The 26,620-nt window shown below is 68.7% G+C and carries 16 protein-coding genes; 13 read left to right on the top strand and 3 right to left on the bottom strand.

All coding sequences use genetic code 11. The features are described from left to right. The first annotated feature begins 43 nt into the window (after positions 1 to 43). The 4 genes from ACYVGI_RS11520 to ACYVGI_RS11505 all read left to right on the top strand — a co-directional run bounded on the left by ACYVGI_RS11520 (position 44) and on the right by ACYVGI_RS11505 (position 5,648). On the top strand, positions 44 to 1,015 hold the full coding sequence (locus ACYVGI_RS11520) for an aldo/keto reductase (protein ID WP_460632756.1): 972 nt from the start codon (positions 44 to 46) through the stop codon (positions 1,013 to 1,015). A gap of 204 nt (positions 1,016 to 1,219) precedes the next feature. Continuing rightward, on the top strand, positions 1,220 to 1,927 hold the full coding sequence (locus tag ACYVGI_RS11515; RefSeq protein WP_460632755.1) for a TetR/AcrR family transcriptional regulator: 708 nt from the start codon (positions 1,220 to 1,222) through the stop codon (positions 1,925 to 1,927). Positions 1,928 to 1,935: 8 nt separating this feature from the next. Then, entirely contained in the window at positions 1,936 to 3,669 is a 1,734-nt protein-coding gene (locus tag ACYVGI_RS11510; RefSeq protein ID WP_460632754.1) for an ABC transporter ATP-binding protein, read from the top strand. After that, on the top strand, positions 3,666 to 5,648 hold the full coding sequence (locus ACYVGI_RS11505) for an ABC transporter ATP-binding protein (RefSeq protein ID WP_460632753.1): 1,983 nt from the start codon (positions 3,666 to 3,668) through the stop codon (positions 5,646 to 5,648). The genes ACYVGI_RS11510 and ACYVGI_RS11505 overlap by 4 nt, the downstream gene beginning before the upstream one ends. Before the next feature lie 148 nt (positions 5,649 to 5,796). Here ACYVGI_RS11505 and ACYVGI_RS11500 read toward each other — a convergent pair whose 3' ends face one another. The 3 genes from ACYVGI_RS11500 to ACYVGI_RS11490 all read right to left on the bottom strand — a co-directional run bounded on the left by ACYVGI_RS11500 (position 5,797) and on the right by ACYVGI_RS11490 (position 9,169). Further along, the gene (locus ACYVGI_RS11500; RefSeq protein WP_460632752.1) at positions 5,797 to 7,185 is read right to left on the bottom strand and encodes an NAD(P)/FAD-dependent oxidoreductase; all 1,389 of its coding nucleotides are present in this window, start codon (positions 7,183 to 7,185) and stop codon (positions 5,797 to 5,799) included. A 92-nt stretch (positions 7,186 to 7,277) separates the two neighbouring features. After that, positions 7,278 to 8,690 carry an aspartate aminotransferase family protein gene (locus ACYVGI_RS11495; RefSeq protein WP_460632751.1) on the bottom strand — a complete coding sequence of 471 codons (1,413 nt, stop codon included), beginning with the start codon at positions 8,688 to 8,690 and terminating at the stop codon, positions 7,278 to 7,280. Continuing rightward, entirely contained in the window at positions 8,687 to 9,169 is a 483-nt protein-coding gene (locus ACYVGI_RS11490) for an Lrp/AsnC family transcriptional regulator (RefSeq protein ID WP_055892090.1), read from the bottom strand. The genes ACYVGI_RS11495 and ACYVGI_RS11490 overlap by 4 nt, the downstream gene beginning before the upstream one ends. Positions 9,170 to 9,257: 88 nt before the next feature. On the opposite strand from ACYVGI_RS11490, the gene ACYVGI_RS11485 reads away from it, so the two are divergent. From ACYVGI_RS11485 to ACYVGI_RS11445, 9 genes are all read left to right on the top strand, one after another. After that, entirely contained in the window at positions 9,258 to 10,691 is a 1,434-nt protein-coding gene (locus tag ACYVGI_RS11485) for a gamma-aminobutyraldehyde dehydrogenase (protein WP_460632750.1), read from the top strand. Between the two features lie 118 nt (positions 10,692 to 10,809). Continuing rightward, positions 10,810 to 12,246, top strand: coding sequence for a gamma-aminobutyraldehyde dehydrogenase (locus tag ACYVGI_RS11480; RefSeq protein ID WP_460632749.1), 1,437 nt, complete (start codon positions 10,810 to 10,812; stop codon positions 12,244 to 12,246). Between the two features lie 33 nt (positions 12,247 to 12,279). Next, complete coding sequence (locus tag ACYVGI_RS11475) at positions 12,280 to 13,509, top strand: FHA domain-containing protein (protein WP_460632748.1); 1,230 nt, start codon at positions 12,280 to 12,282, stop codon at positions 13,507 to 13,509. Next, positions 13,506 to 14,342: a protein phosphatase 2C domain-containing protein gene (locus ACYVGI_RS11470; protein ID WP_460632747.1), complete on the top strand. Its 837-nt coding sequence runs from the start codon at positions 13,506 to 13,508 to the stop codon at positions 14,340 to 14,342. Before ACYVGI_RS11475 ends, ACYVGI_RS11470 begins: the two co-directional genes overlap by 4 nt. Before the next feature lie 144 nt (positions 14,343 to 14,486). Further along, complete coding sequence (locus tag ACYVGI_RS11465; protein ID WP_460632746.1) at positions 14,487 to 15,914, top strand: serine/threonine-protein kinase; 1,428 nt, start codon at positions 14,487 to 14,489, stop codon at positions 15,912 to 15,914. Next, positions 15,911 to 21,865 carry an Ig-like domain-containing protein gene (locus ACYVGI_RS11460; RefSeq protein WP_460632745.1) on the top strand — a complete coding sequence of 1,985 codons (5,955 nt, stop codon included), beginning with the start codon at positions 15,911 to 15,913 and terminating at the stop codon, positions 21,863 to 21,865. Before ACYVGI_RS11465 ends, ACYVGI_RS11460 begins: the two co-directional genes overlap by 4 nt. A gap of 86 nt (positions 21,866 to 21,951) precedes the next feature. Then, positions 21,952 to 22,923 (top strand): AAA family ATPase, encoded by a 972-nt coding sequence (locus tag ACYVGI_RS11455; protein ID WP_402848580.1) that lies wholly within the window; start codon positions 21,952 to 21,954, stop codon positions 22,921 to 22,923. Next, a complete protein-coding gene (locus tag ACYVGI_RS11450) occupies positions 22,920 to 24,263 on the top strand; it encodes a DUF58 domain-containing protein (RefSeq protein ID WP_460632744.1) in 1,344 nt (447 codons plus the stop codon). Before ACYVGI_RS11455 ends, ACYVGI_RS11450 begins: the two co-directional genes overlap by 4 nt. Further along, positions 24,263 to 26,599, top strand: a complete 2,337-nt coding sequence (locus ACYVGI_RS11445; RefSeq protein WP_460632743.1) for a DUF3488 and transglutaminase-like domain-containing protein — start codon at positions 24,263 to 24,265, stop codon at positions 26,597 to 26,599. Before ACYVGI_RS11450 ends, ACYVGI_RS11445 begins: the two co-directional genes overlap by 1 nt. The last annotated feature ends 21 nt before the right edge of the window (positions 26,600 to 26,620 follow it).

Raw genomic sequence — 26,620 nt, 5'->3', positions numbered from 1 at the left:
CACTGGGTGTGGAGGGATCGGTGACCCTGCATAGACTCGGAGCATGGCAGAAATCGACTACCGTCCTCTCGGAGACTCGGGGCTCATCGTCTCGACCATTGGCCTCGGCTGCAACAACTTCGGGCGCGCAGGAACCGCATCCGAAACCCAGCACGGCACGGACGCGGTGATCGGCGCGGCGATCGACGCCGGCGTCACGTTCTTCGACACCGCTGACATCTACGGCAAAGAGCGCGGGCTCTCCGAGACGTTGATGGGCACGTCGCTGGCAGGGAAGCGCGACAAGATCGTCCTCGCCACCAAATTCGGGATGGACATGGCGGGCAGCAACGGACCGGACTGGGGCGTGCGCGGCTCCCGCCGATACATCCGGCTCGCCGTCGAGGCGTCGCTGCGACGGCTCCGCACCGACTGGATCGACCTCTACCAGTTGCACCAGCCGGACCCGATCACCCCGATCGAGGAGACCCTGTCGGCTCTCGATGACCTCATCACCGAGGGCAAGATCCGCTACATCGGCCACTCGAACCTGGACGGCTGGCAGATCGCAGAGGCGGAGTTCACCGCCGAGCTGCACGGGCATCCGAAGTTCATCTCGTCGCAGAACGAGTACAGCCTGCTCGTGCGCGACGCCGAGCGCGAGGTGCTCCCGGCCGTCAACAAGTACGGTCTGGGCTTCCTGCCGTACTTCCCGCTCTACAACGGCCTGTTCACGGGTAAGTTCTCGCGCGAGGGCGGCCCGGCCGACAGTCGCATCATGATGATCAGGCGCCACCTGGTCGACAATGCTCCGTGGGATGCGATCGAGCGCTACCAGGCGTTCTGCGACGAGCGCGGGGTGACGATGCTGGCGGCCACGTTCGCGTGGCTGCTCGCCCAGCCAGGTCTCACCAGCGTGATCGCCGGGGCGACCAAGCCGGAGCAGATCACCGCGAACGCCGAGGCCGCCACCGCCTGGCGCCCGACCGTCGACGACCTCGCCACCATCACCGCCATCTTCACCCCCTCCGCCTAACTCGGGCCCCCCTCCCCGCCCGACGCCATCGAGCCCAGGGTTTTTCACCGCAAGACGCGTTCTAAAGGTGAAAAACCCTGGGCTCGATGGCGTCGGGCGGGGGCGGGGGCGGGGGCTGAAGGGAGGAGGGCGGCAGGGCGTGTTCGCTCAGGGCGAACGGGGCGAGCGTTGTGAGTGAGTGCTCACTCCGCGTAGGATCAGCGCGTGGATCTGACGGACGACGACCTCAAGCGGACGCCCCGCGCCCAGCCCCTGAGCGTGGAGGACAGGCGCGCGATGATCATCGACGCGGTCATCCCGCTGCTCGTCGAGCACGGGCGCGGCGTCACGTCGAAGCAGATCGCAGAGGCGGCAGGCATCGCCGAGGGCACGATCTTCCGGGCGTTCGGCGACAAGGAGACGCTGGTGCAGGCCGCGATCGAGAAGTACCTCGATCCTGAGCCGCTCCGGGATGCTCTCCGCGCCATCGACCCCGCCCTCCCGTTCGAGCACAAGATCCGTGCCGTGCTCTACCTGCTGCGCGAGCGGTTCGAGAGCGTCATGCGCATCATGGCCGTCGTGGGTCCGCAGCGTCCGCCCATCCCGCAGGAGCGCGGCCAGTTCGCGGCCATCATCGGCCGCGTGCTGGAGCCGGAGGCCGATCGGCTGAACTGGCCGCCGGAGCGCGTCGCGCACATCCTGCGACTCATCAGCTTCTCGTCCGCCTTCCCCGCCCTCAACGACGGGATCGAGTTCAGCATCGACGACCTCGCCCGCTTCGCGATGGTCGGCATCGCGGGTCGACCGCTCGACGCCGACCTCGCCGGTCCCTCCGGCTTCACCGGCCTCTCCGACCGTTTCGACCGCTCCACCCCAGGCTCCGGCTACACGTCGGAGACCGCACCCGAAACACAGCCAGCACCCGCACCCTAGGAGATCCCATGCTTCTCAAACTCCTCGGCCGGTTCCTCCGACCGCACTGGCCGCTCCTCGTCGGGGTGGTGGTCTTCCAGCTCGCCCAAGCGCTGCTGTCGCTGTGGCTGCCGACCTTGAACGCCGACATCACCGACAACGGCATCGCCAAGGGCGACACGAATTACATCGTCTGGGTCGGCGCTGGGATGCTCGGGGTCACCCTCGTGCAGGTCGCCTGCTCCATCACCGCGGTGTACTTCGGGGCGAAGGTCGCGATGCGGGTCGGCCGCGACCTGCGCGGCTCGATCTTCCAGAAGGTGGGCGAGTTCTCCGAGCGCGAGGTGTCGAAGTTCGGCGCTCCGTCGCTGATCACCCGCAACACCAACGACGTGCAGCAGGTGCAGATGCTCGTGCTGATGACCTGCACGCTGCTCGTGTCCGCCCCGATCCTCGCGATCGGCGGCATCATCCTGGCGATGCAGCAGGACATCCAGCTCTCCTGGCTGATCGCGGTGAGCGTACCGATCCTGCTGGTGGCCGTCGGCCTCATCATCTCGCGCATGGTTCCGCTCTTCCGCACGATGCAGGAGCGGATCGACAGGGTCAACCGGGTGCTGCGCGAACAGCTCACCGGCATCAGGGTGGTGCGCGCGTTCGTCCGCGAGGACATCGAGTCGAGCAGGTTCCAGAAGGCGAACGCCGACGTCACAGACACCGCACTGCGGGCAGGGCGGCTGTTCGCACTGATGTTCCCGATCGTGATGCTCGTGCTGAACGTCTCGAGCGTCGCGGTGATCTGGTTCGGCGGGTTCCGCATCCAGGACGGGTCGATGCAGATCGGCACGCTGACGGCGTTCCTGCAGTACCTGATGCAGATCCTGATGGCCGTGATGATGGCGACCTTCATGGCGGTGCTCGTCCCGCGCGCGGCCGTCTGCGCCGACCGCATCGGCGAGGTGCTCGGCACGGAATCGTCCGTGCGCATCCCGGAGTCCCCGATCACGGAGCTGGATGCGCACGGCACACTGGAGTTCGTCGACGTCGGCTTCTCATACCCCGGCGCTGAGCAGCCGGTGCTGAGCGACGTGACCTTCCTGGCGAAGGCCGGCCAGACCACCGCGATCATCGGAAGCACGGGCTCGGGCAAGACGACGCTGGTCAACCTCATCCCGAGGCTGTTCGACGCGACGAGCGGCATCGTGCTCGTCGACGGCGTGGATGTGGCAGAGCTCGACCCCGACCTGCTCTGGTCGCGCATCGGGCTGGTGCCGCAGAAGCCGTACCTGTTCTCCGGAACCGTCGCCTCGAACCTCCGCTACGGCAAACCGGATGCGACGGACGAGGAGCTCTGGCAGGCGCTGGACGTCGCGCAGGCGCGCGACTTCGTCGAGGCCATGCAGGAGAAGCTGGATGCGCCGATCGCCCAGGGAGGCACCAACGTCTCCGGCGGTCAGCGTCAGCGGCTCGCCATTGCCCGCGCACTGGTGAAGCGTCCAGAGATCTATGTGTTCGACGACTCGTTCTCCGCGCTCGACACGGCGACGGATGCGCGGCTGCGGCAAGCGCTGGCGCGTCAGGTCTCCGACGCGACCATGATCGTCGTCGCGCAGCGGGTGTCGACCATCGTCGACGCCGACCAGATCATCGTGCTGGAGGACGGCCGCATCGTCGGCCGCGGAACGCACGACGAACTCCTGCAGTCCAATGAGACGTACGCCGAGATCGTGTCGTCGCAGCTCACCGCGGAGGAAGCAGCATGAGCGAGAACACCGAAACCGAGGAGCGCGTCCCCGCGCGCCCGCCTGTGCGACGCGGCCCTGGCGGTGGCGGCCCGTTCGGCGGGATGCAGGGCCCCGTCGAGAAGTCGATGAACTTCGGCCCGTCCGCCAAGCGTCTCGTCGGCCGGCTGCGGCCGGAGGCGGTCGGCATCGTCTTCGTCACGCTGCTCGCCGTCGTGAGCGTGGTGTTCGCGGTGCTCGGGCCGAAGCTGCTCGGCAACGCGATCAACCTCGTGTTCGCCGGAGCACTGTCGTCGCAGTTCCCGAAGGGCGCGACGCAGGAGCAGGTGATCGCGGGTCTGCGCGCATCCCACCAGTCACAGCTCGCCGATCTGCTCTCCGGCACCACGTTCACGCCAGGCGCCGGCATCGACTTCACCGCGGTCGGCGGCGTGCTGATGTGGGTGCTGGCCCTCTACATCCTGTCGTCGGTGTTCAGCTATCTGCAGGCGTACGTGCTCAACGGGATCACCCAGCGCACCGTGTACCGTCTGCGCGAAGAGGTGGAGGCGAAGATCCACCGCCTGCCTCTGCGCTACTTCGACGGGATGCAGCGCGGCGAGCTGCTGAGCAGGGTCACCAACGACATCGACAACATCTCGCAGACGCTGCAGCAGTCGATGAGCCAGTTGCTCACCTCCCTGCTCACTGTCATCGGCGTGGTCGTGATGATGTTCGTGGTCTCTCCGCTGCTCGCGGTGATCGCGCTCATCACCATCCCGCTGACGCTGATCATCACCACGGTGATCGCCAAGCGCTCGCAGAAGCTGTTCGTCGCCCAGTGGAAGAACACCGGCGAGCTGAACGGCCAGATCGAGGAGGCCTTCACCGGCCACGCGCTGGTCAAGGTGTTCGGCCGTCACCGCGAGGTGGAGGAGCAGTTCCGGCTGAAGAACGAGGAGATGTACCGGGCGAGCTTCGGCGCGCAGTTCATCTCCGGCATCATCATGCCAGCGATGATGTTCGTCGGGAACCTGATGTACGTCGTGATCGCGGTGGTCGGCGGTCTGCAGGTGGCGAGCGGCGCGATGCAGCTCGGTGACGTGACCGCGTTCATCCAGTATTCGCGTCAGTTCACGCAGCCGCTCACCCAGCTCGGCTCGATGGCCAACCTCCTGCAGTCGGGCGTCGCGTCCGCAGAGCGCGTGTTCGAGCTGCTGGATGCGGACGAGCAGTCGAGCGACCCCGCGGAACCGGAGAGCCCGCAGGGCACGAAGGGCCGATTGGCTTTCGAGGACGTGTCGTTCCGCTACACGGAGGACAAGCCGCTGATCGAGCACCTGTCGCTGGTGGCGCAGCCGGGGCAGACGGTCGCGATCGTCGGACCGACCGGCGCAGGCAAGACCACACTGGTGAACCTGATGATGCGGTTCTACGAGCTCGACTCCGGCCGCATCACGCTGGACGGCGTCGACATCGCGTCGATGACCAGGCGCGACCTGCGCAGCCGGATGGGAATGGTGCTGCAGGACACCTGGCTGTTCAACGGGACGATCCGCGAGAACATCGAATACGGGCGACCGGATGCGACGGAGGAGGAGATCCTGGATGCTGCCCGCGCCACCTACGTGGACCGGTTCGTGCACTCCCTTCCGGACGGGTACGACACGGTGCTCGACGACGAAGGCGGCAACGTCTCCGCCGGTGAGAAGCAGCTTCTGACCATCGCGCGGGCGTTCCTCGCGCGGCCGAGCGTCCTCATCCTGGACGAGGCGACGTCGTCGGTCGACACGCGCACCGAGGTGCTGGTGCAGAAGGCGATGGCCGCGCTGCGCACCGACCGCACCTCGTTCGTGATCGCCCACCGTCTGTCGACGATCCGGGATGCGGACCTCATCCTGGTCATGGAGGCCGGCCGCATCGTGGAGCAGGGCACGCACAACGAGCTGCTGGCCGCGGGCGGCGCCTACTACACCCTCTACAACGCCCAGTTCGCGGCCCCCGTCTCCGACGAGGCCTGAGCGCGTCCCGCATCCACCCGTCGTCGTCATTGAGTGGTCCCGAATTGCCGTGCGAACGTTTTACGCGCGGCAATTCGGGACCACTCAACGACTGACCGGGCGAGTGGGCGAGTGGGGAGTGGGCGAGTGGGGGGTGGGGGCGTGCGGGTCAGTGGCCGGTGAGGGTGGCCATGAGGCGGGCCGCGATGGAGGGGCGGCCTGTGACGCGCTCCTCGAGGTCGGCGAGCTCTGTGCCGACGAGGCCGGCGTTCGCCCCGGCGAAGCGGAGCGGCTCCGGCTCCCACTGCGGGGAGCGGTGGCCGACCCAGGGGAGGGCGGTCAGGTCCGTGCGGCGGCCGCCGATCAGGTCGGCGAGCGTGCGTCCGGCGAGGTTGGTGGTGCTGAGGCCGTCGCCGACGTAGCCGCCCGCCCACGCCTCGCGCGCATCCCGGTCGTAGCCGACGCTCGCGTGCCAGTCGCGCGGGACGCCGAGCGGTCCGCCCCAGTGGTGCGTGATGCGTGCACCCGCCGCATCGGGGAACAGCTCGAAGAGTGCGCGCGTGAGGTGGTCGCGCACGCGCGGGGCCCGGTCGTACTCGGGCAGGATCGTGCTGCCGAGGTGGTAGCGGGCGCCTCGGCCGCCGAACGCGAAGCGGTTGTCCGCGGTGCGCTGACCGTAGATGATGAGGTGGCGGAAGTCGGCGAAGGTCTGGCCGTGCTCGATGCCGATGCTGTCCCACACGTCGTCGGAGAGCGGCTCGGTCGCGATCATCAGCGAGTACAGCGGCAGGATGCGCCTGCCCACCTGGCGCACCTGCGAACCGTAGCCCTCGGTCGCGTTCACCACGGTGCCGGCCCTGACCGTGCGCACCAGTCCGCCGGAGACGGTGGTGACGACGCCGCCGGACCAGGAGGTCACCTCGGTCTTCTCCGCGATGGTCGCACCGCGTGCTTCGACCACCCTGGCGAGCCCGCGCACCAGCTTGGCCGGGTGGATGCGCGCACAATCCGGCGTGAACGTCGCGGCGACCGCATCCGTCGCCCCGAACCGGGTGCGCACGGTGTCCGTTCCGAGGATCGAGACCGTGTCGGCGCCGAACTCCTTGGCTTCCGCGTACTCGGCGCGGGCCGCGGCGAGCTGGACGCGGGAGCGGGCGAAGGTGACCGTGCCGCCGCGCACGTAGTCGCAGTCGATGCCCTCCTTCTCGGAGACCCTGCCGACCTCGCCGACCGTGTCGATCATCGCGCGGCGCTGGGCGACAGCGGCAGCGAAGCCGTAGCGGGCCCGCAGGGCGGACGCCGACCAGGGGAAGAGCGCGGAGCACCAGCCGCCGTTGCGGCCGGAGGCGCCGAATCCGGCGACCTCCTTCTCCAGCAGCACGATGCGCAGCGAAGGGTCGGCCTCCTGCAGGTAGTACGCCGTCCAGAGACCGGTGAGACCGGCGCCGACGATCGCGACGTCCGCCTGCACGTCCTCGCTGAGCCCAGGGCGCGGCCGAAACCCGCCCTCCGCCTCGCTGATCGAATCGAACCAGTACCCGACCCGCTCGTAGTTCACGCGCGTCCCTCTCTCGCAAAGCAATCGAGCCCGGAGTCGTTCACGCGAATCGCCGGGGAAAACGTGAACAAGTCCGGGCTCGATGGTGTGGTTTACAGGTGGTTCTCGGCCTCGGTGAGGACGGACTCGAGGATCTGACGGATCTCGGTGAACTCCGCGGGGCCGATCGTGAGCGGCGGGGCGAGCTGGACGACGGGGTCGCCACGGTCGTCCGCGCGGCAGTACAGGCCGGCCTCGAACAGCGCCTTCGACAGGAACCCGCGGAGCAGTCGCTCCGACTCGTCGTCGTCGAACGTCTCCTTGGTCGCTTTGTCCTTCACCAGCTCGATACCGAAGAAGTAGCCGTCGCCGCGCACGTCGCCGACGATCGGCAGCGCGAGCAGCTTCTCCAGCTCTGCGCGGAACAGCGGCGAGTTCTCGCGGACGCGCTCGTTGAGCTTCTCCTCCTCGAAGATGTCGAGGTTCTCCATCGCGACTGCGGCGGAGACGGGGTGACCACCGAACGTGTAGCCGTGGTAGAACGACGTGTTTCCGTGCTTGAACGGCTCGTACAGCTTGTCGCTGATGATCGTGGCGCCGATGGGGGAGTACCCGCTGGTCATCGCCTTCGCGCAGGTGATCATGTCGGGCACGTAGCCGTACTCGTCGCAGGCGAACATGTGGCCGATGCGGCCGAAGGCGCAGATGACCTCGTCGCTGACCATCAGGACGTCGTACTTGTCGCAGATCTCGCGCACGCGCTGGAAGTACCCGGGAGGCGGCGGGAAGCATCCACCGGAGTTCTGCACCGGCTCGAGGAAGATCGCGGCGACGGTCTCCGGACCCTCGAACTGGATCATCTCCTCGATGCGGTTGGCCGCCCACACGCCGAACTGCTCGATATCGTCGGTCGGGGCGCCCATCTCTCCTGCGCGGTAGAAGTTCGTGTTCGGAACGCGGAAGCCACCGGGCGTCAGCGGTTCGAACATCTCCTTCATGGCAGGGATGCCCGTGATCGCGAGGGCGCCCTGCGGCGTGCCGTGGTAGGCGACGGCGCGGGAGAGCACCTTGTGCTTGGTGGGGCGACCCTGCAGCTTCCAGTAGTACTTGGCCAGCTTGAACGCGGTCTCGACCGCCTCGCCGCCGCCGGTGGAGAAGAAGACGCGGTTGAGGTCGCCCGGCGCGTAGTGCGCGAGCCGGTCGGCGAGCTCGATGGCGTTGGGATGCGCGTACGACCAGATCGGGAAGAACGCCAGCTCCTCCGCCTGCTTGGCCGCCGCGGCCGCGAGCCGCTTGCGCCCGTGGCCGGCGTTGACCACGAACAGCCCGGAGAGGCCGTCGATGTATTTCCTGCCGCGGGAGTCGAAGATGTGGTGGCCCTCGCCGCGCGTGATGATGGGGACTCCGTGGCCGTCCTCCATCACCGACTGGCGCGCGAAGTGCATCCAGAGGTGGTCCTTCGCCTTGGCCTGGAGGGCATCCTCGTCGGCCGTCGAGATGGCGGGGTTTTCTGTGGTGATTGTCATCGTGTTCCCCAGTTGTAGAACTGTTTGTGGAGTTTGAGATAGACGAACGTCTCGGTCGAGAGCACGCCCTCGATGGTTCGGATCTCGGAATTGAGCATGGTGATCAGATCCAGGTCGTTCTCGCAGACGACCTCGGCGAGGATGTCGAACGTCCCCGCCGTGAGGACCACGTAGTCCACGGACGGCATCGCCGCCAGCTTGTCGGCGACCGCCCTGGTGTCTCCTGTCACCCGCACGCCGATCATCGCCTGCCGGTAGAACCCGAGTTGCATCGGGTCCGTGACGGCGACGATCTGCATGACACCCGACTCGGTCAGTTTCTGCACGCGCTGGCGCACCGCCGCCTCGCTGAGACCGACGGCTTTGCCGATCTCCGCGTACGAGCGACGGCCGTCGACCTGCAACTGCTCGATGATCGCCTTGGAGACGTCGTCGATCTGGACAGGTTTGGCGGCAGTGACTGCCCGAGGGGAACTCATGGAGCGATTCTGTCAGTGAGATGACCTTCGGGCAAGCGAATCCGCACGAATCTGTACCGTTTTCTATCGAAATCAGTAGACTTCCGGCATGACAACGCGAGAACTCCGCAATTTCGTGAACGGCTCCTTCACCGACGCGAGGTCCGACGAGCGCCTTCCGCTCATCGACCCGGCGACCGAGGAGGTCTACGCGACCTCACCCGTCTCGACGGCGGACGACGTCGCCGACGCATACCGCGCTGCACAGGATGCGTTCGAGACCTGGGGCGAGACGACCCCGAGCGAGCGGCAACTCGCCCTGTTCAGGATCGCGGACGCGATGGAGAAGCGCGCCGAGGAGTTCGCCGACGCGGAGTCGCAGGACACCGGCAAGCCGCGCGCGACGCTCGTCGACGACGAGATCATGCCGTCCGTCGACCAGATCCGGTTCTTCGCAGGAGCGGCACGCAACCTCGAAGGCCGGTCGGCCGGCGAGTACATTAAAGACCACACCTCGTTCGTCCGCCGCGAGCCGATCGGCGTCGTCGGTCAGGTGACGCCGTGGAACTACCCCCTCAACATGGCGGTCTGGAAATTCGCCCCTGCGCTCGCCGCCGGCAACACGACGGTGCTGAAGCCGTCGGACACCACTCCGCTGTCCACCCTGCTGCTCGCCGAGGTGGCCTCCGAGTTCCTTCCCGCCGGCGTGCTCAACGTCATCACCGGTGACAGGAACACCGGCGCCGCGATGACGGCAGACCCCATCCCGCAGTTCATCTCGATCACCGGTTCGGTGCGGGCCGGGATGGAGGTGGCGCGCGCAGCGTCGTTCGATCTGAAGCGTGTGCACCTGGAGCTCGGCGGCAAGGCGCCTGTGATCGTCTTCGATGACGCGGACATCCAGCAGGCCGTCGAAGGCATCGTGGCGGCCGGGTACTTCAACGCCGGTCAGGACTGCACGGCGGCCACCCGCCTGCTGGTGCAGGAGGGCATCCACGACGAGTTCGTGGCCGCCCTCGCCGCATACGCCCGCGACAACGCCAAGACGGGCGCGCCGCGCGAGGACGGCATCCTGTTCGGCCCGGTCAACAACGCCAACCAGCTCGCACAGGTGAGCGGCTTCATCGACAGGCTGCCCGATCACGCGACCGTGCAGCTCGGCGGCCACCGTCAGGGCGACAAGGGCTACTTCTACGAGGCGACGATCGTCTCCGGCCTCCGCCAGGACGATGAGGCGGTGCAGAACGAGATCTTCGGGCCGGTGCAGACCGTGCAGAAATTCACCGACGAGGCGGAGGCGCTGCGGCTGGCGAACGGCGTGCAGTACGCCCTGGCGTCGTCGGTGTGGACGAAGGACCACGGCACCGCGATGCGGTTCGCGAAGAACCTGGACTTCGGATGCGTGTGGATCAACACCCACATCCCGATCGTGGCCGAGATGCCGCACGGCGGCTTCAAGCACTCCGGCTACGGGAAGGACCTGTCGATGTACGGGTTCGACGACTACACGCGGATCAAGCACGTGATGTCGTACATCGGCTGAGGCGGAGAACAGCACACTCGGGTATGGTCGCCTCGTCGGGTCATGAGCCCGGCGGGCGACGCCGTTGTCGTGCAGCAGCCGCGTGCCCAGGAAACAGCGCGAACGTTGGAGGAATGCGATGAGCATCCGTGAACTGAAGAACTTCGTCGGCGGCGACTACGTGGAATCGCGGGCGACGGAACGCCTCGACATCGTCGACCCTGCGACGGAGGAGGTCATCGCGACGACGCCGATCTCCACCGAGGCGGACGTCGCGGATGCGTACCGCGCCGCGGCAGGCGCCTTCGAGACCTGGGGAGACACCACCCCGAGCGAGCGGCAGCTCGCCCTCCTCAAGTTCGCCGACGCCCTGGAGGAGCGGGCGGAGGAGCTCGCCGACGTGGAGATGCGCGACACCGGCAAGCCGCGCGGTGGCATCGTGCCTGACGAGGTCGAGCCGATGATCGACCAGGTGCGCTTCTTCGCAGGCGCAGCCCGCAACCTCGAGGGCAAGTCGGCGGGCGAGTACCTGAAAGACCACACCTCGTTCGTCCGCCGCGAGCCGATCGGCGTGATCGGGCAGGTCACGCCGTGGAACTACCCGATGATGATGGCCATCTGGAAGATCGCGCCGGCGCTCGCCGCCGGGAACACGGTCGTGCTGAAACCGAGCGATTCGACGCCGTCGTCGTCGCTGCTGCTGGCCGAGATCGCGTCCGAGTTCTTCCCGGCCGGAGCGTTCAACGTCGTGACGGGCGACAGGGACACCGGCCGCGCCCTCGTCGCCGACCGCATCCCGCAGATGGTGTCGATCACCGGGTCCGTGCGGGCGGGGATGCAGGTGGCGGGATCGGCAGCGCTCGACCTGAAGCGCGTGCACCTGGAGCTCGGCGGCAAGGCGCCCGTCGTGGTCTTCAACGACGCGGACATCGCCGCGGCCGCTGAGGGCATCGCGAGCGCGGGCTTCTACAACGCAGGACAGGACTGCACGGCCGCCACCCGCGTCCTGGTGCAGGAGGGCGTCCACGACGAGTTCGTGGCGGCGCTCGCCGAGTACGCCCGTGACAACGCGAAGACGGGAGGGCCCCGCGAGGACGGCGTGTTCTTCGGAGCCCTGTCGAGCGCCGACCAGCTCGCGAAGGTGGAGGGCTTCATCGACCGGCTGCCCGACCACGCGACGCTCGCGCTCGGCGGCCACCGCCAGGGCGACAGGGGATACTTCCACGAGGCCACGATCGTCTCCGATGTCGTCCAGGGCGACGAGGTGGTGCAGGACGAGATCTTCGGCCCGGTGATCACGGCGCAGAAGTTCGGCGACGAGGCAGAGGCGCTGCGCTTCGCGAACGGCGTGCAGTACGGGCTGGCCTCGTCGGTGTGGACGCAGAACCACGGCACGGCGATGCGCATGGCGAAAGGACTCGACTTCGGCTGCGTGTGGATCAACACGCACATCCCGCTGGTGGCCGAGATGCCGCACGGCGGGTTCAAACACTCCGGATACGGCAAGGATCTCTCGGCGTACGGCTTCGAAGATTACACTCGGATCAAGCACGTCATGAGCTACATCGGCTCGTAACCCACCACGACCACATCCATAGGAGGAACCTCGGTGTCTCCTGGGTACGTCAGGTACGCGCCGGTCGCGGGCCCGTCGACGTGGCTGTTGATCGCCGGAAGGCGCTTCGTCGCGGCCGTGGAGAGCTCGGTCGCGGACGCGATCGTCGACACGGTGTGGTGGCTGGCCGACTCGGAGCTTGCGACCATCGAGTCCGTGGTCGGCGCGTTCCCGCTGGTGGGTCAGGATGCGGTGCGCTCGTTCGCGGTCGCGGAGCTCACGGAGCCGAATGCGGCGGGTGAGGTGCTCGTGACGGCGGTGGTGCGCGGCACGGCGGCCATCGACGTCTTCTCCGTCGGCGGGTCCAGACGGTTCTCCGCCGGGGGAGTGCAGCCGTGGGTGCTCGCCGAGTTCCGGTCGGTGATCGGCCTGGTGATCGGTGGGGACGATCTGCCCACCGGTCCCGTCGCCCGGCTCAGCGTCGGCTCGCTGCCCGTCGGCCTCGGCGTCGTGGACGGCGAGCTGCTGACCTGGACGCTGTCCCCGATCGAGCGGGTGGAGCGCACGGCGCCAGGGCGCTACGTCGGCGGCGGAACAGCGCAGGAGACGCAGCAGCAAACGCAGCAGCAAACGCAGCAGCCGCGCCAGCAGGCTCCCGCCGTACCGGATGCGGACCTGGTCTCCGACGAGACGATCATCCGTGCCAGGCGCGGGGCGAGCATCTTCGCCCACGAGACGGAGGTGTCGCCCTCCGGTCCCGCCGTGCCTGCCGGCCACGAGCTGCCCGGTGCCGTCGACATCGAGCCGCCCTCCGACACGCCCGAGCCGTATGCAAACGCATGGACGGATGACACGGCGGCCGCGACCCAACCCGTGATCCTCCCTCCCGCGCCGGCGCAGTACGCGATCCGCCTCGCATCCGGCGAGGTCTTCGAACTCGACCTGCCCGTTCTCATCGGCAGAAGGCCGACCGCTCCGCGTATCGATTCCGGCGCTCCTCCCCGCCTGGTGGCGGTCGCGTCGCCCGATCACGAGGTGTCGTCGACCCACGTCAGGATCGAGCAGGAGGGCGACGCGGTGGTCGTCACCGACCTCCGCTCCACCAACGGCACCGTGGTCACCGCCGCGACCGGGAACGAGTCCCGGCTCCGGCCCGGGCAGTCCGTCGTCGTGCTCTCCGGCACGACGGTGGAGATCGGCGACGGTAATATCATCGAGATCGTTGCCGCAGGCGGACGCGCCGGCGACGACGCATCCGAACCGACTAGAAGAGGACGCGAGTGACCCAGATCGGTCGCAGCAACAGGCGCCACACCGTGGCCGTGCCTGGCGATTCCGACGCACACATCAGCCTCGCCTGGGCGGCGCTGAGTGACAAAGGCTATCGGCGCTCCGTCAATGAGGACAGCCTGCTCGCGCGGTCGCCGATCTTCTCCGTCGCGGACGGGATGGGCGGTCACACCGCAGGCGACTTCGCCAGCACGGCGGTCGTCACCAGGCTCGCCGAGCAGGTGTCCGTCGACTTCATCGGCCAGGAAGCGCTCACCAGCGCCCTGCGCGCCGCTGTCGACGACATGGGCCGCGGCGTCGGCCACACCGACCTCGGAACAGGCACGACCGTGACGGGCATCGCTCTCACTCTCGTGGACGGCGCCCCGTACTGGCTGGTGTTCAACATCGGCGACTCGCGCGTGTACAGCTACCACGACGGCACGCTGGAGCAGGTCACCGTCGACCACTCGATCGTGCAGGAGCTTCTCGACTCCGGCGCCATCACCCCTGCCGAGGCGGAGGTGCATCCGCACAGCAACGTGATCACCCGCGCCGTCGGCTTCAACGAAGACCCCGTCCCCGACTTCTTCCTCATTCCGATCGTCGCCGGCTCCCGCCTCCTGGTCTGCTCCGACGGGCTCACCAAGGAGCTGACGGAGCACGGAATCCGGTACTTCCTCGGCGAAGGCGCCTCCCCACTGGATGCTGCACAGCAGCTCATGGATGCGGCACTCGGCAACGGTGGAAGGGACAACGTCACCGTCGTGGTCGTCGACGTGCTCGCGACACCGGAGAGCGGGCCGCACGGCGACGGCGCGCCGAGACGGACAGCGCGGCGCCACTGAGCGACGCCACGCCGACCCCTCGTACTGTCCCCCGAGTTGGGGGTGAATATCCTGTCCCCAGTCCGGGACCAGGCCGGATCCCCTCAGCGGGCGCTGCCTACAATTGGGGGACCGTTTTGAGCTTCGACCGACCCGGGAGGCGATATGGCCCGGCGCTTGCCGTCACAGCCGCCTAACCTTCCCGGCTTCTCGTACGTCCGCGTGCTCGGCTCCGGGGGTTTCGCCGACGTCTTCCTCTACGAGCAGAACATGCCACGACGCCAGGTCGCGGTCAAGGTGATGCTCGCCGAGGTGGTGACGAGCCAGGTCAAGCAGATGTTCCAGGCTGAGGCCAACCTGATGGCCCAGTTGAGCACGCACCCGTCGATCCTCACTGTCTATCAGGCGAGCGTGTCGGCCGATGGCCGCCCGTATCTGGTGATGGAGCTGTGCTCGTCGGCGATCGGCCAGCGCTACCGGATGGAGCCGCTTCCCGTCGCCGAGGCGCTGAGCATCGGCGTGCGGATCGCGAGCGCCGTCGAGACGGCGCACCGCGCCGGGGTGCTGCACAGGGACATCAAGCCGTCGAACATCCTGACCACCGCGTACGGGCATCCCGTGCTGAGCGACTTCGGCATCGCGGCGACCCTCGGAGAGGCAGAGGTCACAGAGGCGATCGGGCTGTCCATCCCCTGGTCGGCTCCCGAGGTGCTGCTCGACGAGACGAGCGGGACCATCGCGAGCGAGATCTGGGCGCTCGGCGCGACGATCTACTCCCTTCTGGCCGGCCGGTCGCCGTTCGAGGTGCCTGGCAAGGAGAACACCTCGTCCGAGCTGATCTCGCGGATCACGAAGGGCAGGCCGCAGCCGATCGGCCGGGTCGACGTTCCTCCGCGCCTGGAGCAGGTGCTGCAGAAGGCGATGTCGAAGAAGCCGTCGGCCAGGCAGCGCAGCGTGATCGAGTTCATCAGGGAGCTGCAGGCCGTCGAGACCGAGCTGGGGCTTCCGCAGACGCCGATCGAGGTCGCGATGGACGATTGGGCCCTCGCGACGGCCGACGACCCCGAGGACAGGACCCGCGTGAAGGGCCTCCTCACTGTGGACCCGTCGGCCGCGCGCAGGCGCCGCAGGAACGCCTCGACCGCCACGGTGATGCGCGCTCCTACGCGGACGGTGGTGCGGGAGAGCGCCGGCAGTGTGCCGAGCACCACGGCGCCGCCGCCCGCCAGATGGTCGCGGGCCCTCGTGCTGTCGCTGGTCGCCTGCGCCGTGCTCGTCGTGGCGCTGGCCGTGACGGCGACGTTCGTGCTGGTCAAGGTGTCGTCGAGCGGGGAGATCCCGACCGTGCGCGATCTGTCCGGCCGCGTCTCGTCCGGCACCATCGTGTTCAGTTGGACCGACCCCGGGCTTCAGCCGGACGACACCTACCAGGTCGCGGTCGGCGATGAGCCGCCGAGCAGCCAGCACGCCACCGAGTTCCGGGTGGATGCGAAACCGGGCGAGACCGTGTGCGTCACCGTCACGGTCAATCGCGACGGGAAGACCGGCGAGCCGAGCGGCCAGAAGTGCGTGCAGAGAGCGGACAGCCCGTGATCGGAGCCTGGATCGCGGCGCACAAGTCCCTGGTGGCGACGGCGACGAGCAGCACGGTCGTCGTCGCTCTGGTGACGACGCTCGCCGTCGTGTCCGGCGGCTACAGCGCCCAGCACATGCAGTTGGGGGATGCGGCGGTCTGGGTGTCGAGCGACGCCAAGAAGTCGCTCGGCCGGGCCAACACCGAGATCGACAAGCTGAACTCCGTGGTGACCGGCACGGGCGAGGCGGTCGACGTCGCCCAGGACGGTTCGAACGTCCTGCTGCTCGACAGGGAGACGAACACGCTCGCGGTGGTCGACCCCGCCACGAGCGAGGCAGGCAAGTCCGTCGCGCTTCCTCCCCGGTCGCCGCGCGTCGACATCTCCGGCGACCATGTCTCGCTGCTGTCGCAGGCGACCGGACAGCTCTGGCTCACGACGGTGTCGCAGCTCGATCAGTTCAACGCCGGCTCTGGCTCGACCATCGATCTCGGCGGGAGGACCGTCGCTGCGATGGATCCCGCAGGCGCGCTGTTCGCCTACCTGCCGGACACCAGGACGGTCACCAGGATCGACGTGACCGGCGCCGAGCCGTCGACCACGTCGCAGAAGGTGCCGACGAAGGGGGACGGCACGGCGGTGACGCTGACCGTCGTCGACGGGAAGTGGGCACTCCTCGACCCCGATCAGCGCACCCTCTACCTGGCCGGCCGCACGGTCGACCTCTCGGGACTGCTCTCCTCGGGAGACGACCCCGTGCTGCAGCAGTCCTCCTCCTCGGGCGACGCGGTGTGGATCGCGACGAACAGCGGGCTCATCAGGGTGCCGTTCGACGGGTCGAAGCCGTCCCGCGCGTTCGCGGACGCCTCCGGTGCCCCGGCCGCGCCGACGACGGTCGGCGACTGCACGTACGCCGCGTGGAGCGGGGGCACTGCGTGGAGCTCGTGCGACGCATCCGGTGCAGGCAGGCCGTCGACGCTCACCAGCGTGCCAGGCGGCGCGGCACTCGCGTTCAGGGTCAACAGGGACAGGGTGGTCCTGAACGACGGCAGGTCCGGCGTCTCCTGGGCGGTGCAGAGCGGCAACGCGCGCATCGACAACTGGGATGAGCTGGTCGCCAAGAAGAACACCAAGGAGCTCGTCGACCAGTCCAGACAGGACACGACACCGCAGTACGAGAAGCAGCAGCAGCCGCCCGTCGCCGTCGACGACCAGTTCGGCGCACGGCCGGGACGCGTGACGCCTCTTCCCGTGCTGTTGAACGACTACGATCCGAACGGCGACGTGCTCACGATCGACTCGTTCACGGGCATCCCGGAGGAGCAGGGCACCCTGGAGCTGACGAACAGCAACCAGCAGCTCCAGATCACGCTGCCGGACACGGCGAGCGGCCTGATCGCGTTCGACTACACGATCTCCGATGGCAGGGGAGGGACGGCGTCCGCGCACGTCGTGGTGTCCGTGCGCCTCCCGGCCGAGAACTCGCCCCCGGTGTGCGTGCGGGCGGCGAAGGCCGTCGTGCAGGCCGGCGGACGCGTCACCAGCTCCGTTCTCGGCGACTGCTACGACCCGGACGGCGACTCGTTCTTCCTCGCGGGAGCGACCGTCCCCGGTCCGGACACGGTGACCTTCACCCCGCAGGGCCAGGTCGCGTTCTCCGACCACGGCCAGGGCGGCGACCTCAAAGACGTGAACCTGGTGGTGTCCGACGCGCTCAGCCAGGGAACGGGCACACTCGCTGTGACAGTGCGAGCGCCTGGGCAGGTGCCGATCATCGCCGACCCGTTCGCTGTGCTCGCCTATCAGGGGCAGGAGGTGACGGTGCAGCCGCTCGCCCACGTGCGCGGAGGCAACGGCACGGTGCGGCTCAGCAACGTGCCGAGCAAGGCGGACGCGACGATCACGCCCGACTACCAGGGCGGCACCTTCCGCTTCGACTCCGACCAGGTCGGCACGCACAACATCGAGTACACGGTCTCCGACGGCGTCGTCACGTCGACGGGAACCGTGCGCATCGACGTGAAGGCGCCTCCCGGTGCGAAGACGGCGCCCATCGCGGTGCCGCACACCGCGTTCATCCGGGAGCAGACCACCCAGGACGTGGATGTGCTGTCCACCGACATCGACCCGTCCGGCGGCGTGCTCCTGGTCACCGGTGTGACAGCCCCAGCCCCGACGAGCGGCGTGCGCGTGGAGATCCTCGGTCAGCGCACCCTGCGCGTGACGCTGAACCGGCCGCTCGACGCACCGCTGGACTTCCACTACCAGCTCAGCAACGGGCTCGCGGATGCGGTCGGCACGGTGACGGTCGTGCAGCTTCCCCCGCTGACCGTGCACCAGCCGCCGATCGCCGCACCGGACAGTGTCTCGGTTCGCGTCGACGACGTCGTGGACATCCCCGTGCTCGCCAACGACATCCAGCCGGACGGGGACAAGCTGACGCTCGACCCGACGCTCGCGACCCCGCTGCCGGCCGGGGCGGGACTGCTTTTCGCGAGCGGGAGCCAGCTCCGCTATCTGGCGCCGTCGAAGCCCGGAAACTTCACCGCTGCATACAAGGTGGTCGGCGAGGACGGCCAGTGGGCGACCGCCGAGGTGAACATCGCCGTGCGAGAACGAGACGAGGCGACGAACAACCCGCCTGTGCCGAAGACGGTGACGGCGCGCGTGCTCGCCGGGGACACCGTGCGGGTCACCATCCCGCTGTCCGGCATCGACCCCGACGGGGACTCTGTGCAGCTCATCGGCCAGGAGACCAACCCGCAGAAGGGCGCGGTGATCGCGTCTGGACCGGACTGGATGGACTTCCAGGCAGGCGACTACGCGGCGGGCACGGACACGTTCAGCTACGCGGTGGTGGATGCACTCGGCGCCCGCGCCACGGGAACGGTCAGAGTCGGCATCGCTCCGCGCGTCGACGGCGCGCGCAACCCGGTCGCGGTCGAGGACGACGTGACCACCCGGCCTGGCAAGACCCTCAACATCCAGGTGCTCGCCAACGACAGCGACCCGGACGGCAGCCCGCTGACCATCACCAGGGTGTCGTCGCTCGATGGCAAGGCGAAGGCGAAGATCAGCGGCGACATCGTGATCGTCACCGCGCCCAAAGCCGAAGGCACGTACGGCTTCCTCTACACGATCCAGAACCAGCGCGGCGGCACGAGCGAGAACTTCGTGCGCGTGACGGTGAGCGCCAATGCCCCTCCGGCCAGGCCGATCGTCGCCGACACGACACTCGGACTGTCCGACATCCTCGGCAAAGACAGGGTGAACGTCAACGTCCTGGCCAACGTGTTCTTCGCGGACGGTCCCGTCTCCAGCCTGCGGCTGCAGCTCGTGCCCGGATACGGAACGAGCGCGCAGGTCACGGCGAACAAGCGGATCAGGATCACGATCGGCGCGAAGAGCCAGATCATCCCGTTCAAGGTCAGCAACCCGGACGACGACTCGGTCTCCGGGTACGGCTTCGTGCACGTGCCGGGATACAACGACGCCCTCCCGCAGGTGAAGCGCGGCGCCGCAGACCTCGCGGTGATCAGCGAGAAGACGCTGACGATCCACCTCAACGACTACATCGTGGCCGTCGGAGGGCGGAAGGTGCGGCTCACCGACGCCGCGACAGTCAGGGCGACCCACGCCAACGGCGACGACCTGGTGGTCAACAACGACACCCTGCAGTACACGAGTGCAGCGCGGTACTTCGGTCCGGCATCCATCTCGTTCCAGGTGACGGACGGCACATCGGCCGGCGACCCGAACGGCAACGTCGCCACCATCGTTCTGCCGATCCAGGTCACGCCGCGACAGAACCAGCCGCCGGTGTTCACCGGCGCGCTGATCGACTTCGAGCCAGGCCAGTCGAAGACGGTCGACCTCGCCAAGCTCACCAGCTACCCGTACGCGAAGGACCAGAACGAGCTGGTGTTCAGCGTGCAGGACCCGAAGCCCGCCGGGGTGTCGACTTCGCTCGACGGCAACAAGCTCACGATCGCGGTGGCGGCCGGGACGGCGAAGGGCGCGCATCCGTCGATCGCCATCGGTGTGCGGGATGCGGTCAACGCCGGGCAGGCCGGTCGCATCGACATCAACGTCGTGCCGTCGACCAGGCCGCTGGCGAGCCCGCAGCCGGACACCGTGATCGCCCCGCGCGGGCAGACCACCTCCGTGGATGTGCTCGCCAATGACAGGGCGACCAACCCGTTCCCCGACAAGCCGTTGCGCGTCGTCGGCGTGCGCGGGGCCGGCAGCAGCGACCTGCCGAGCGGCGTGACCATCACGCCGAGCGCCGACAACTCGACGCTGAGCATCCAGGTGTCAGCGACAGCGGCTCCGGCGGACGCCACCGTGCAGTACGAGGTCGCCGACGCGACGAACGACCCGGATCGCTACACCTGGGGGACCGTGACGGTGTCGGTGCAGGACAAGCCTGCTCCCGTCTCGAACGTGCAGATCACGGCGTTCGCCGACCGGTCGCTCACGGTCTCGTGGATTCCAGGCGCGTTCAACAACTCGCCGATCACCGGGTTCGAGGTGACGGTCGCGAACGCCGGCACCGGCCAGGTGCTGTCGACCACGCCGTGCGCGACGACGAGCTGCGCCGTCGGCACGCCGGGCAACGGCCCGGACAACGCCGTCACCATCACGGTGCGCGCCAAGAACGCCCTCGGGCTGTCCGATCCGACCGCCTACACCGAACCGGTCTGGTCCGACGTGATCCCCGGCGCACCGTCCGGGCTGTCCTCACTGCCGCTCGACCACGGGCTGCGGATCAGTTGGACCAAGCCGGCCGATGTGCCGGGAGCCAGCCCGATCAGCTCCTACCTGGTGGCGCTCGCCGGGCAGACGGTGCCCTTCGCCGTGCAGCGCGGCGACGCTCCAGGCACCCAGTACTCGCTGAACATCACGGACGCGGGGATCGCGAACGGCGCGGCGATCGGATTCTCCGTATCCTCCCGCAACGACTTCTACGCCGGTCGCACGAGCTGGAACCAGAGCCAGAGCAGCGGCGTGCCGGCGGGCGCCCCGCTGGTCGTCGGCGCAGGGCCGGTGGCGACGCCGAGCCAGACCGACGGGTCGACGGCGACGCTGAGCTGGCCGGCGGTGTTCGGCGACAACGGCAAGGCGATCAGGCGGTACTACGCCGGCGTGTTCCAGGGCTCCGCGATGCCGAACTGCAGCGTCAGCGGCGTCGAATCCGGCAATCCCGTGCTGCAGGTCGACCCCCTCTCGTCGTCGTTCATCTCGACGGCGGGCACGAGCACGACCTTCCAGGGGCTGCAGCCCAACACGAGGTACAACTTCGTGGTCTACGCGTACAACGGCCAGGGATGCACGCAGAGCAGCGTCGTGACGGCCACGCCGAGGCAGGCGCCCGGCACCCCGACCGCCGTGAGCGTGTCCGGTCCGGTGCAGAACGGAGCGAGCCGCTACGACTTCCGCCTCGACGGCGTGACGTACCGCGCCGGCAGCGGCGCGAACCCCACTGTCTACTACCGGCTCTCCGGGTCCGGCGTGAACGAGACCGGATCGTTCCAAGCGACGTCCGGGCTGCTCGTCGGTCAGAACCTGAACCACTACGGGGTGCCGCTCACACTCACCATCACGCGAATCTGCGAGAGCTACCCGGACGGCAACCTCTGCAACCCCCAGAGCGACCCGCAACTCAGCGTGCCCCTCGGCGTCGCGGTCTCCACCGAGCTCGGCGCCGTGCGCTTCACGACGACCACGGACACCACCACCGACCCTGCCACGAACACCTACGCGTACACCTGGACGTCCTGGCCGACGGGCGCGTACGACAGCGTGACGTACACCTGCGACGGCGGGGTCACCCAGACGCCGATGCCCCCTGTCGGGCAGACCGCATCCTGTGCCCCCGTCGATCCGAGCTTCCCGCTCGTGGTCTCGGTGACCGTCGGCGGCGCGACGTACACGCAGAGCTACGCGAGTGCTGCGGTTGCCCAGGGCTAGGAACGGTCATACTGAATGACGATGCCCGCAATGCCAGCAATGCACGAACCCGACCGAGCCGAGAACCAGCAGCAGAGAGGCCACGCATGACAATGACCCCTGAGCAGGCGACCTGGTTCTCCGGCGTCTTCGAGCGATTGGTGTCGAACATCGACAAGGTGCTGCTCGGCAAGGCGCACATCATCCGGCTGTCGCTGACCGCCCTTTTCAGCGAGGGCCACCTGCTGCTGGAGGACTTCCCCGGAACGGGCAAGACCTCGCTGGCCCGCGCCATCGCGCAGAGCGTGCGGGGAACGAGCAACCGCGTGCAGTTCACCCCCGACCTGCTGCCGGGGGACATCACAGGGGTCAACATCTTCGACCAGCGCACCGGCGCGTTCGAGTTCCACCGCGGTCCGGTCTTCGCGAACATCGTGCTCGCCGACGAGATCAACAGGGCCAGCCCGAAGACCCAGTCCGCGCTGCTCGAGGTGATGGAGGAGGAGCAGGTGACGGTCGATGGCGTCCGCCACCAGGTCGGCGCCCCGTTCATGGTCATCGCCACCCAGAACCCGATCGAGCAGGCGGGAACCTACCGGCTGCCGGAGGCGCAGCTCGACCGGTTCCTGATGAAGGCGTCGATCGGCTACCCTGACCACGAAGCGACACTGCGCATCCTGGAGGGCTCCGAGCACCGCGCCCACGAGATCGTCGTACCGGAGGTCATCTCGGCCGCGACGGTCGTGGAGATGGCGGGCATGGCGCGCACCGTCCACGTCGACCCGACAATCAACGACTACGTCTCGCGCCTGGTGGATGCGACCCGCACCGCAGACGAGATCCGTCTCGGCGTCAGCGTGCGCGGCGCCCTCGCGCTCGTGCGCGCATCCAAGACGCTCGCCGCGTCCGCCGGACGGTACTACGTGACGCCCGACGACGTGAAGGCGCTGGCGGAGCCCGTGCTCGCGCACCGGCTCGTCCTCGACCCTGAGGCGGAGTTCGAGGGCGTCTCCGCGTCGAGCGTCGTCGCCCAGATCCTGATCGAGACGCCGCCCCCGGGGGATCGGGTCGCCGTGTGAGCACGACCGTCAGTCGCACCCAGGCGGAGCTCACCAACGCCAGGGCGAGGATCGTCGGCACCAGGGACGGATTCCTGGCCGACACGATCGTCCTCGTCGTTCGGACGACCTCCGCGGCGTGGCGCGCCGTCTCCGGCGTCGCCAGGCGAGTGGGGTCCGTCGTCACGCCGCTCGGCTGGGCACTCGCCGTCGTCGCGATCCTCGGGCTCGCCTCCGGCTACGTCTACGGCTGGCTGGAGGCGGTCGTCGTCGGCTGGAGCGCCGTCGCGCTGCTGGTGGTCGCCTCCGGGTACCTGGCCGGACGCAACGCGTACCGCGTCGGGCTCTCGCTGCCGTCGAACCGCGTCGTCGTCGGCGAGAAGGCGCCCGGCGAGGTCATGGTGCGGAACCCCGGCAGGCGCAGGCTCGCCAGCGTGCGCGTCGAGGTGCCGGTCGGGCACGGCCTGGCAGAGTTCGCATCCCCGTCGCTCGGTGGTGGCGAGACGCACGCGGATGTGTTCCTCGTTCCGACCACGCGCAGGGGCATCGTGCCGATCGGGCCGGTGCGAACGGTGCGAGCGGACCCCGTCGGCGTGGTGCGGCGCGAGATGGTGTGGGCCGAGTCGCTCGACCTGTTCGTGCATCCACGGACCATCGCCATCCCGAGCATGAGCACCGGGTTCGTCCGCGACTTGGAGGGCGCGCCTACCCGCGACCTGACCGCGAGCGACATCGCGTTCCACGCGCTGCGCGAGTACGTGCCCGGCGACGAGCGGCGCAACATCCACTGGAAGTCGACGGCGAAGACCGGCAGCTACATGGTGCGCCAGTTCGAGGAGACGCGGCGCAGCCACCTGCTGGTGGCGCTCAGCCTGTCGAGCTCCGACTACGGAAACGACGAGGAGTTCGAGCTCGCGGTGAGCGCGGCGGGCTCGCTGGGCGTGCGCGCGATGCTCGACTCGCGCACCGTCTCCGTGGTGGCGAGCGCCAGGACGCCCGACTTCGCGAAGAAGATCGTGCACACCGTCCGGCGGCTCAGCATCGTCAACAGAGGCAGGCTGCTCGACGACCTGGCAGGGGTGGAGCTGGCGCCGACCGCCCTGCGCCTGCCGGAGCTCGCGCAGATCGCCGCCGAGGAGTCGACAGGCACGTCCATCGCGTTCCTCGTCTGCGGTTCGACCGTGACGGCCACCCAGTTGCGCGCGGCGGCCTCGCACTTCCCGCTCGGGGTCGACGTGGTCGCCGTCGTCTGCGATGAGGGTGCCGTCCCCGCGCTCCGCAGGGTGTCGGACCTGAGCGTGCTCACCATCGGCTACCTCGAAGACCTGCAGAAGAGCCTCGCGAAGAGGATGGCCACCTGATGGCCGCCGACCGCCCATCCAGGAAGCGGCTGCGCGCCTCGGGTGTCGTCGTGGACACCGCTTTCGCCGTCGTCGCCACCGGCCTCGCCGCCTTCGCGTTCTGGCCGGTCTACCAGTCGACGGCATTCGCGATCATGCTCGGCGTGACACTAGTGGTCGGAGCGGCCATCGCGGTGCTCGGCGCCGTGTTCCGCTGGCCGAGCATCGTGATCGCGCCGCTGGTGGCGGCCGTCTACCTCGGTCTGGGCGTGCAGCTCGCCGTGCCTGGCGAGGCGACGGCGGGCGGCCTCCTGCCCACCGCGCAGGGCTTCGGCGACCTGGTGCGCGCCACCTGGCTGAGCTGGAAGCAACTCGTCACCATCTCGCTCCCCGTCGGGTCGTACCAGGCGCTGCTCGTCCCCGCGTTCATCCTGATCCTCATCGCTGTCGTCGCGACCGTGTCGACGGCCCTGCGCTCGTCGAGGGGCGAGCTGGCAGCTCTGCCGCCGATCCTGCTCATGCTGGCGGGAATCCTGCTCGGGTCCGGCACGTCCGCTGTGCCGCTGTGGCTGGCCCTCAGCCTGTTCGCCGCGCTGCTGGCGTGGATGATCCGGTTCCGGTTGCGTAGGCGGGCCGCGTCCGTGCTCAGCCTCACCGAGCAGAGCGGCGTCGTGGTCGAGTCCGCTCGCGACAGACGGCTGACAGTCGGCCGCACCGTCGTCGGCGCCGCCGTCATCGTCGCCATCGCCGGGGTGGCAGGGACGGCGGCGTCCGTGCTCGTCCCGCCCGCAGCTGAGCGCCAGGTGGTCAGGACGGCCGTCGAGCAGCCGTTCGACCCCCGCTCGTACCCGAGCCCGCTGAGCGGCTTCCGCTCCTATCTGGAGCCTGCGCGCGCCGACCTGCCGATGCTCACGGTCGACGGCCTGCCCTCGGACAGGCGACTGCGCATCGCGACGCTCGACACCTACGACGGCGTGACGTACTCGGTGGGCACCGACCAGATCTCCAGCGCCTCAGGATCGTTCACGCGCGTCCCGTACCGGATGGACCAGGCCGGTGTCGTCGGCACCCGTGACACCATCGCGGTGACCGTGCGCGACTACCGCGGCCCGTGGATCCCCGGCAGCGGCCAGCTTCAGCAGATCACCTTCCACGGGTCGGCGGCTCCGACGCTCTCCGGCGCGTTCTTCTACAACGACGTCACCGGCACGGGCGCGGTCACCCGCGGCCTGTCGACCGGTGACAGCTACACGATGGATGCGGTGGTCAAGCCGGAGGTGACGCCCGCCGGCCTCGCCAAGGCCGCCCCTGGCAGCGCAATCGTCCCGAAGCCGGCGATCATCCCCGACGAGCTGGCGCAGACTCTGCAGAAGTACACGGCGGGCGTGACCGGCGCAGGAGCGAAGCTCGCCGCCGCCCTCGACGGGCTCGCCGCCGACGGCTACATCAGCCACGGCATCGGAGCGGACGAGCCGCCGAGTCGCTCGGGGCACGGCGCCGACCGGATCACGGAACTGCTCACGGACATCCCGATGCTGGGCGACCAGGAGCAGTATGCGGTGACCGCCGCCCTGATGGCCCGCCAGCTCGGGTTCCCGGCGCGCGTGGTGGTCGGGTTCGTGGCCCCGAAGGACCAGGCGAGCTCGGCCAGGGTCACGCTCACCGGCTCGGACATCTCGGCGTGGATCGAAGTGCAGACGACGGACGGCTGGGTCACGGTGGACCCGACTCCGCCCATCCGTCCCGTGCCGCCGAAGCAGCCGGACCAGCCGACGCAGATCACGCGGCCGCAGACCAACGTGCAGCCCCCGGTCGACGACACCCCTGCTCAGCCGGACGACCCGCCCCAGGCCCAGGTCGACAAGAGCAACACCCCGCAGCCCAACCCGGTGCTGGATGCGCTCATCGCCGTGCTCACGATCGTCGGCTGGACGGTGCTCGGCCTCGCGATCCTCTCCGCGCCGTTCCTCGCCGTCCTGGCCGCCAAGTGGCGGCGCAGAGCGCTGCGTCGCAAAGCGCCGACCGCAGTGGAGCGCATCGCGGGCGGGTGGCGCGAGTTCGCGGACACCGCTGTCGACCACGGGTACGATCCGCCACCGGCCGCCACCCGCAAGGAGTTCGCAGGGACCATCGGAGGGTCGAGGGCGAGCGCCCTCGCCGCCGTCGCCGACCGTGCCGTCTTCAGCCCGATCGCCCCCACCCAGGAGGAGGCGGACACGGTGTGGAAGGCCGTCGACGAACTGCGCGGCCAGCTCGGCAAGCGCGACACACGGTGGAAGCGGATGCTGGCGGCGGTTTCGCTCCGCTCGCTCGGCTACCGTGGGTGGAGGGGCAACGGAAGGAAAGGCAGACGATGAACTGTCGGGTGTGTGGCAGCG

It is taken from the genome of Leifsonia lichenia (assembly GCF_054780215.1).
Note: the sequence above shows the minus strand (reverse complement) of the source record. Positions and strands in the feature narration are given on the sequence as shown.

What these genes read in the sequence shown, in the direction of transcription:
- ACYVGI_RS11520 (WP_460632756.1), top strand. Translation starts at nt 44, where the DNA reads ATGGCAGAAATCGACTACCGTCCTCTCGGAGACTCGGGGCTCATCGTC.
- ACYVGI_RS11510 (WP_460632754.1), top strand. Translation starts at nt 1,936, where the DNA reads ATGCTTCTCAAACTCCTCGGCCGGTTCCTCCGACCGCACTGGCCGCTC.
- ACYVGI_RS11505 (WP_460632753.1), top strand. Translation starts at nt 3,666, where the DNA reads ATGAGCGAGAACACCGAAACCGAGGAGCGCGTCCCCGCGCGCCCGCCT.
- ACYVGI_RS11495 (WP_460632751.1), bottom strand. Translation starts at nt 8,690, where the DNA reads ATGACAATCACCACAGAAAACCCCGCCATCTCGACGGCCGACGAGGAT.
- ACYVGI_RS11490 (WP_055892090.1), bottom strand. Translation starts at nt 9,169, where the DNA reads ATGAGTTCCCCTCGGGCAGTCACTGCCGCCAAACCTGTCCAGATCGAC.
- ACYVGI_RS11485 (WP_460632750.1), top strand. Translation starts at nt 9,258, where the DNA reads ATGACAACGCGAGAACTCCGCAATTTCGTGAACGGCTCCTTCACCGAC.
- ACYVGI_RS11480 (WP_460632749.1), top strand. Translation starts at nt 10,810, where the DNA reads ATGAGCATCCGTGAACTGAAGAACTTCGTCGGCGGCGACTACGTGGAA.
- ACYVGI_RS11465 (WP_460632746.1), top strand. Translation starts at nt 14,487, where the DNA reads ATGGCCCGGCGCTTGCCGTCACAGCCGCCTAACCTTCCCGGCTTCTCG.
- ACYVGI_RS11455 (WP_402848580.1), top strand. Translation starts at nt 21,952, where the DNA reads ATGACAATGACCCCTGAGCAGGCGACCTGGTTCTCCGGCGTCTTCGAG.
- ACYVGI_RS11445 (WP_460632743.1), top strand. Translation starts at nt 24,263, where the DNA reads ATGGCCGCCGACCGCCCATCCAGGAAGCGGCTGCGCGCCTCGGGTGTC.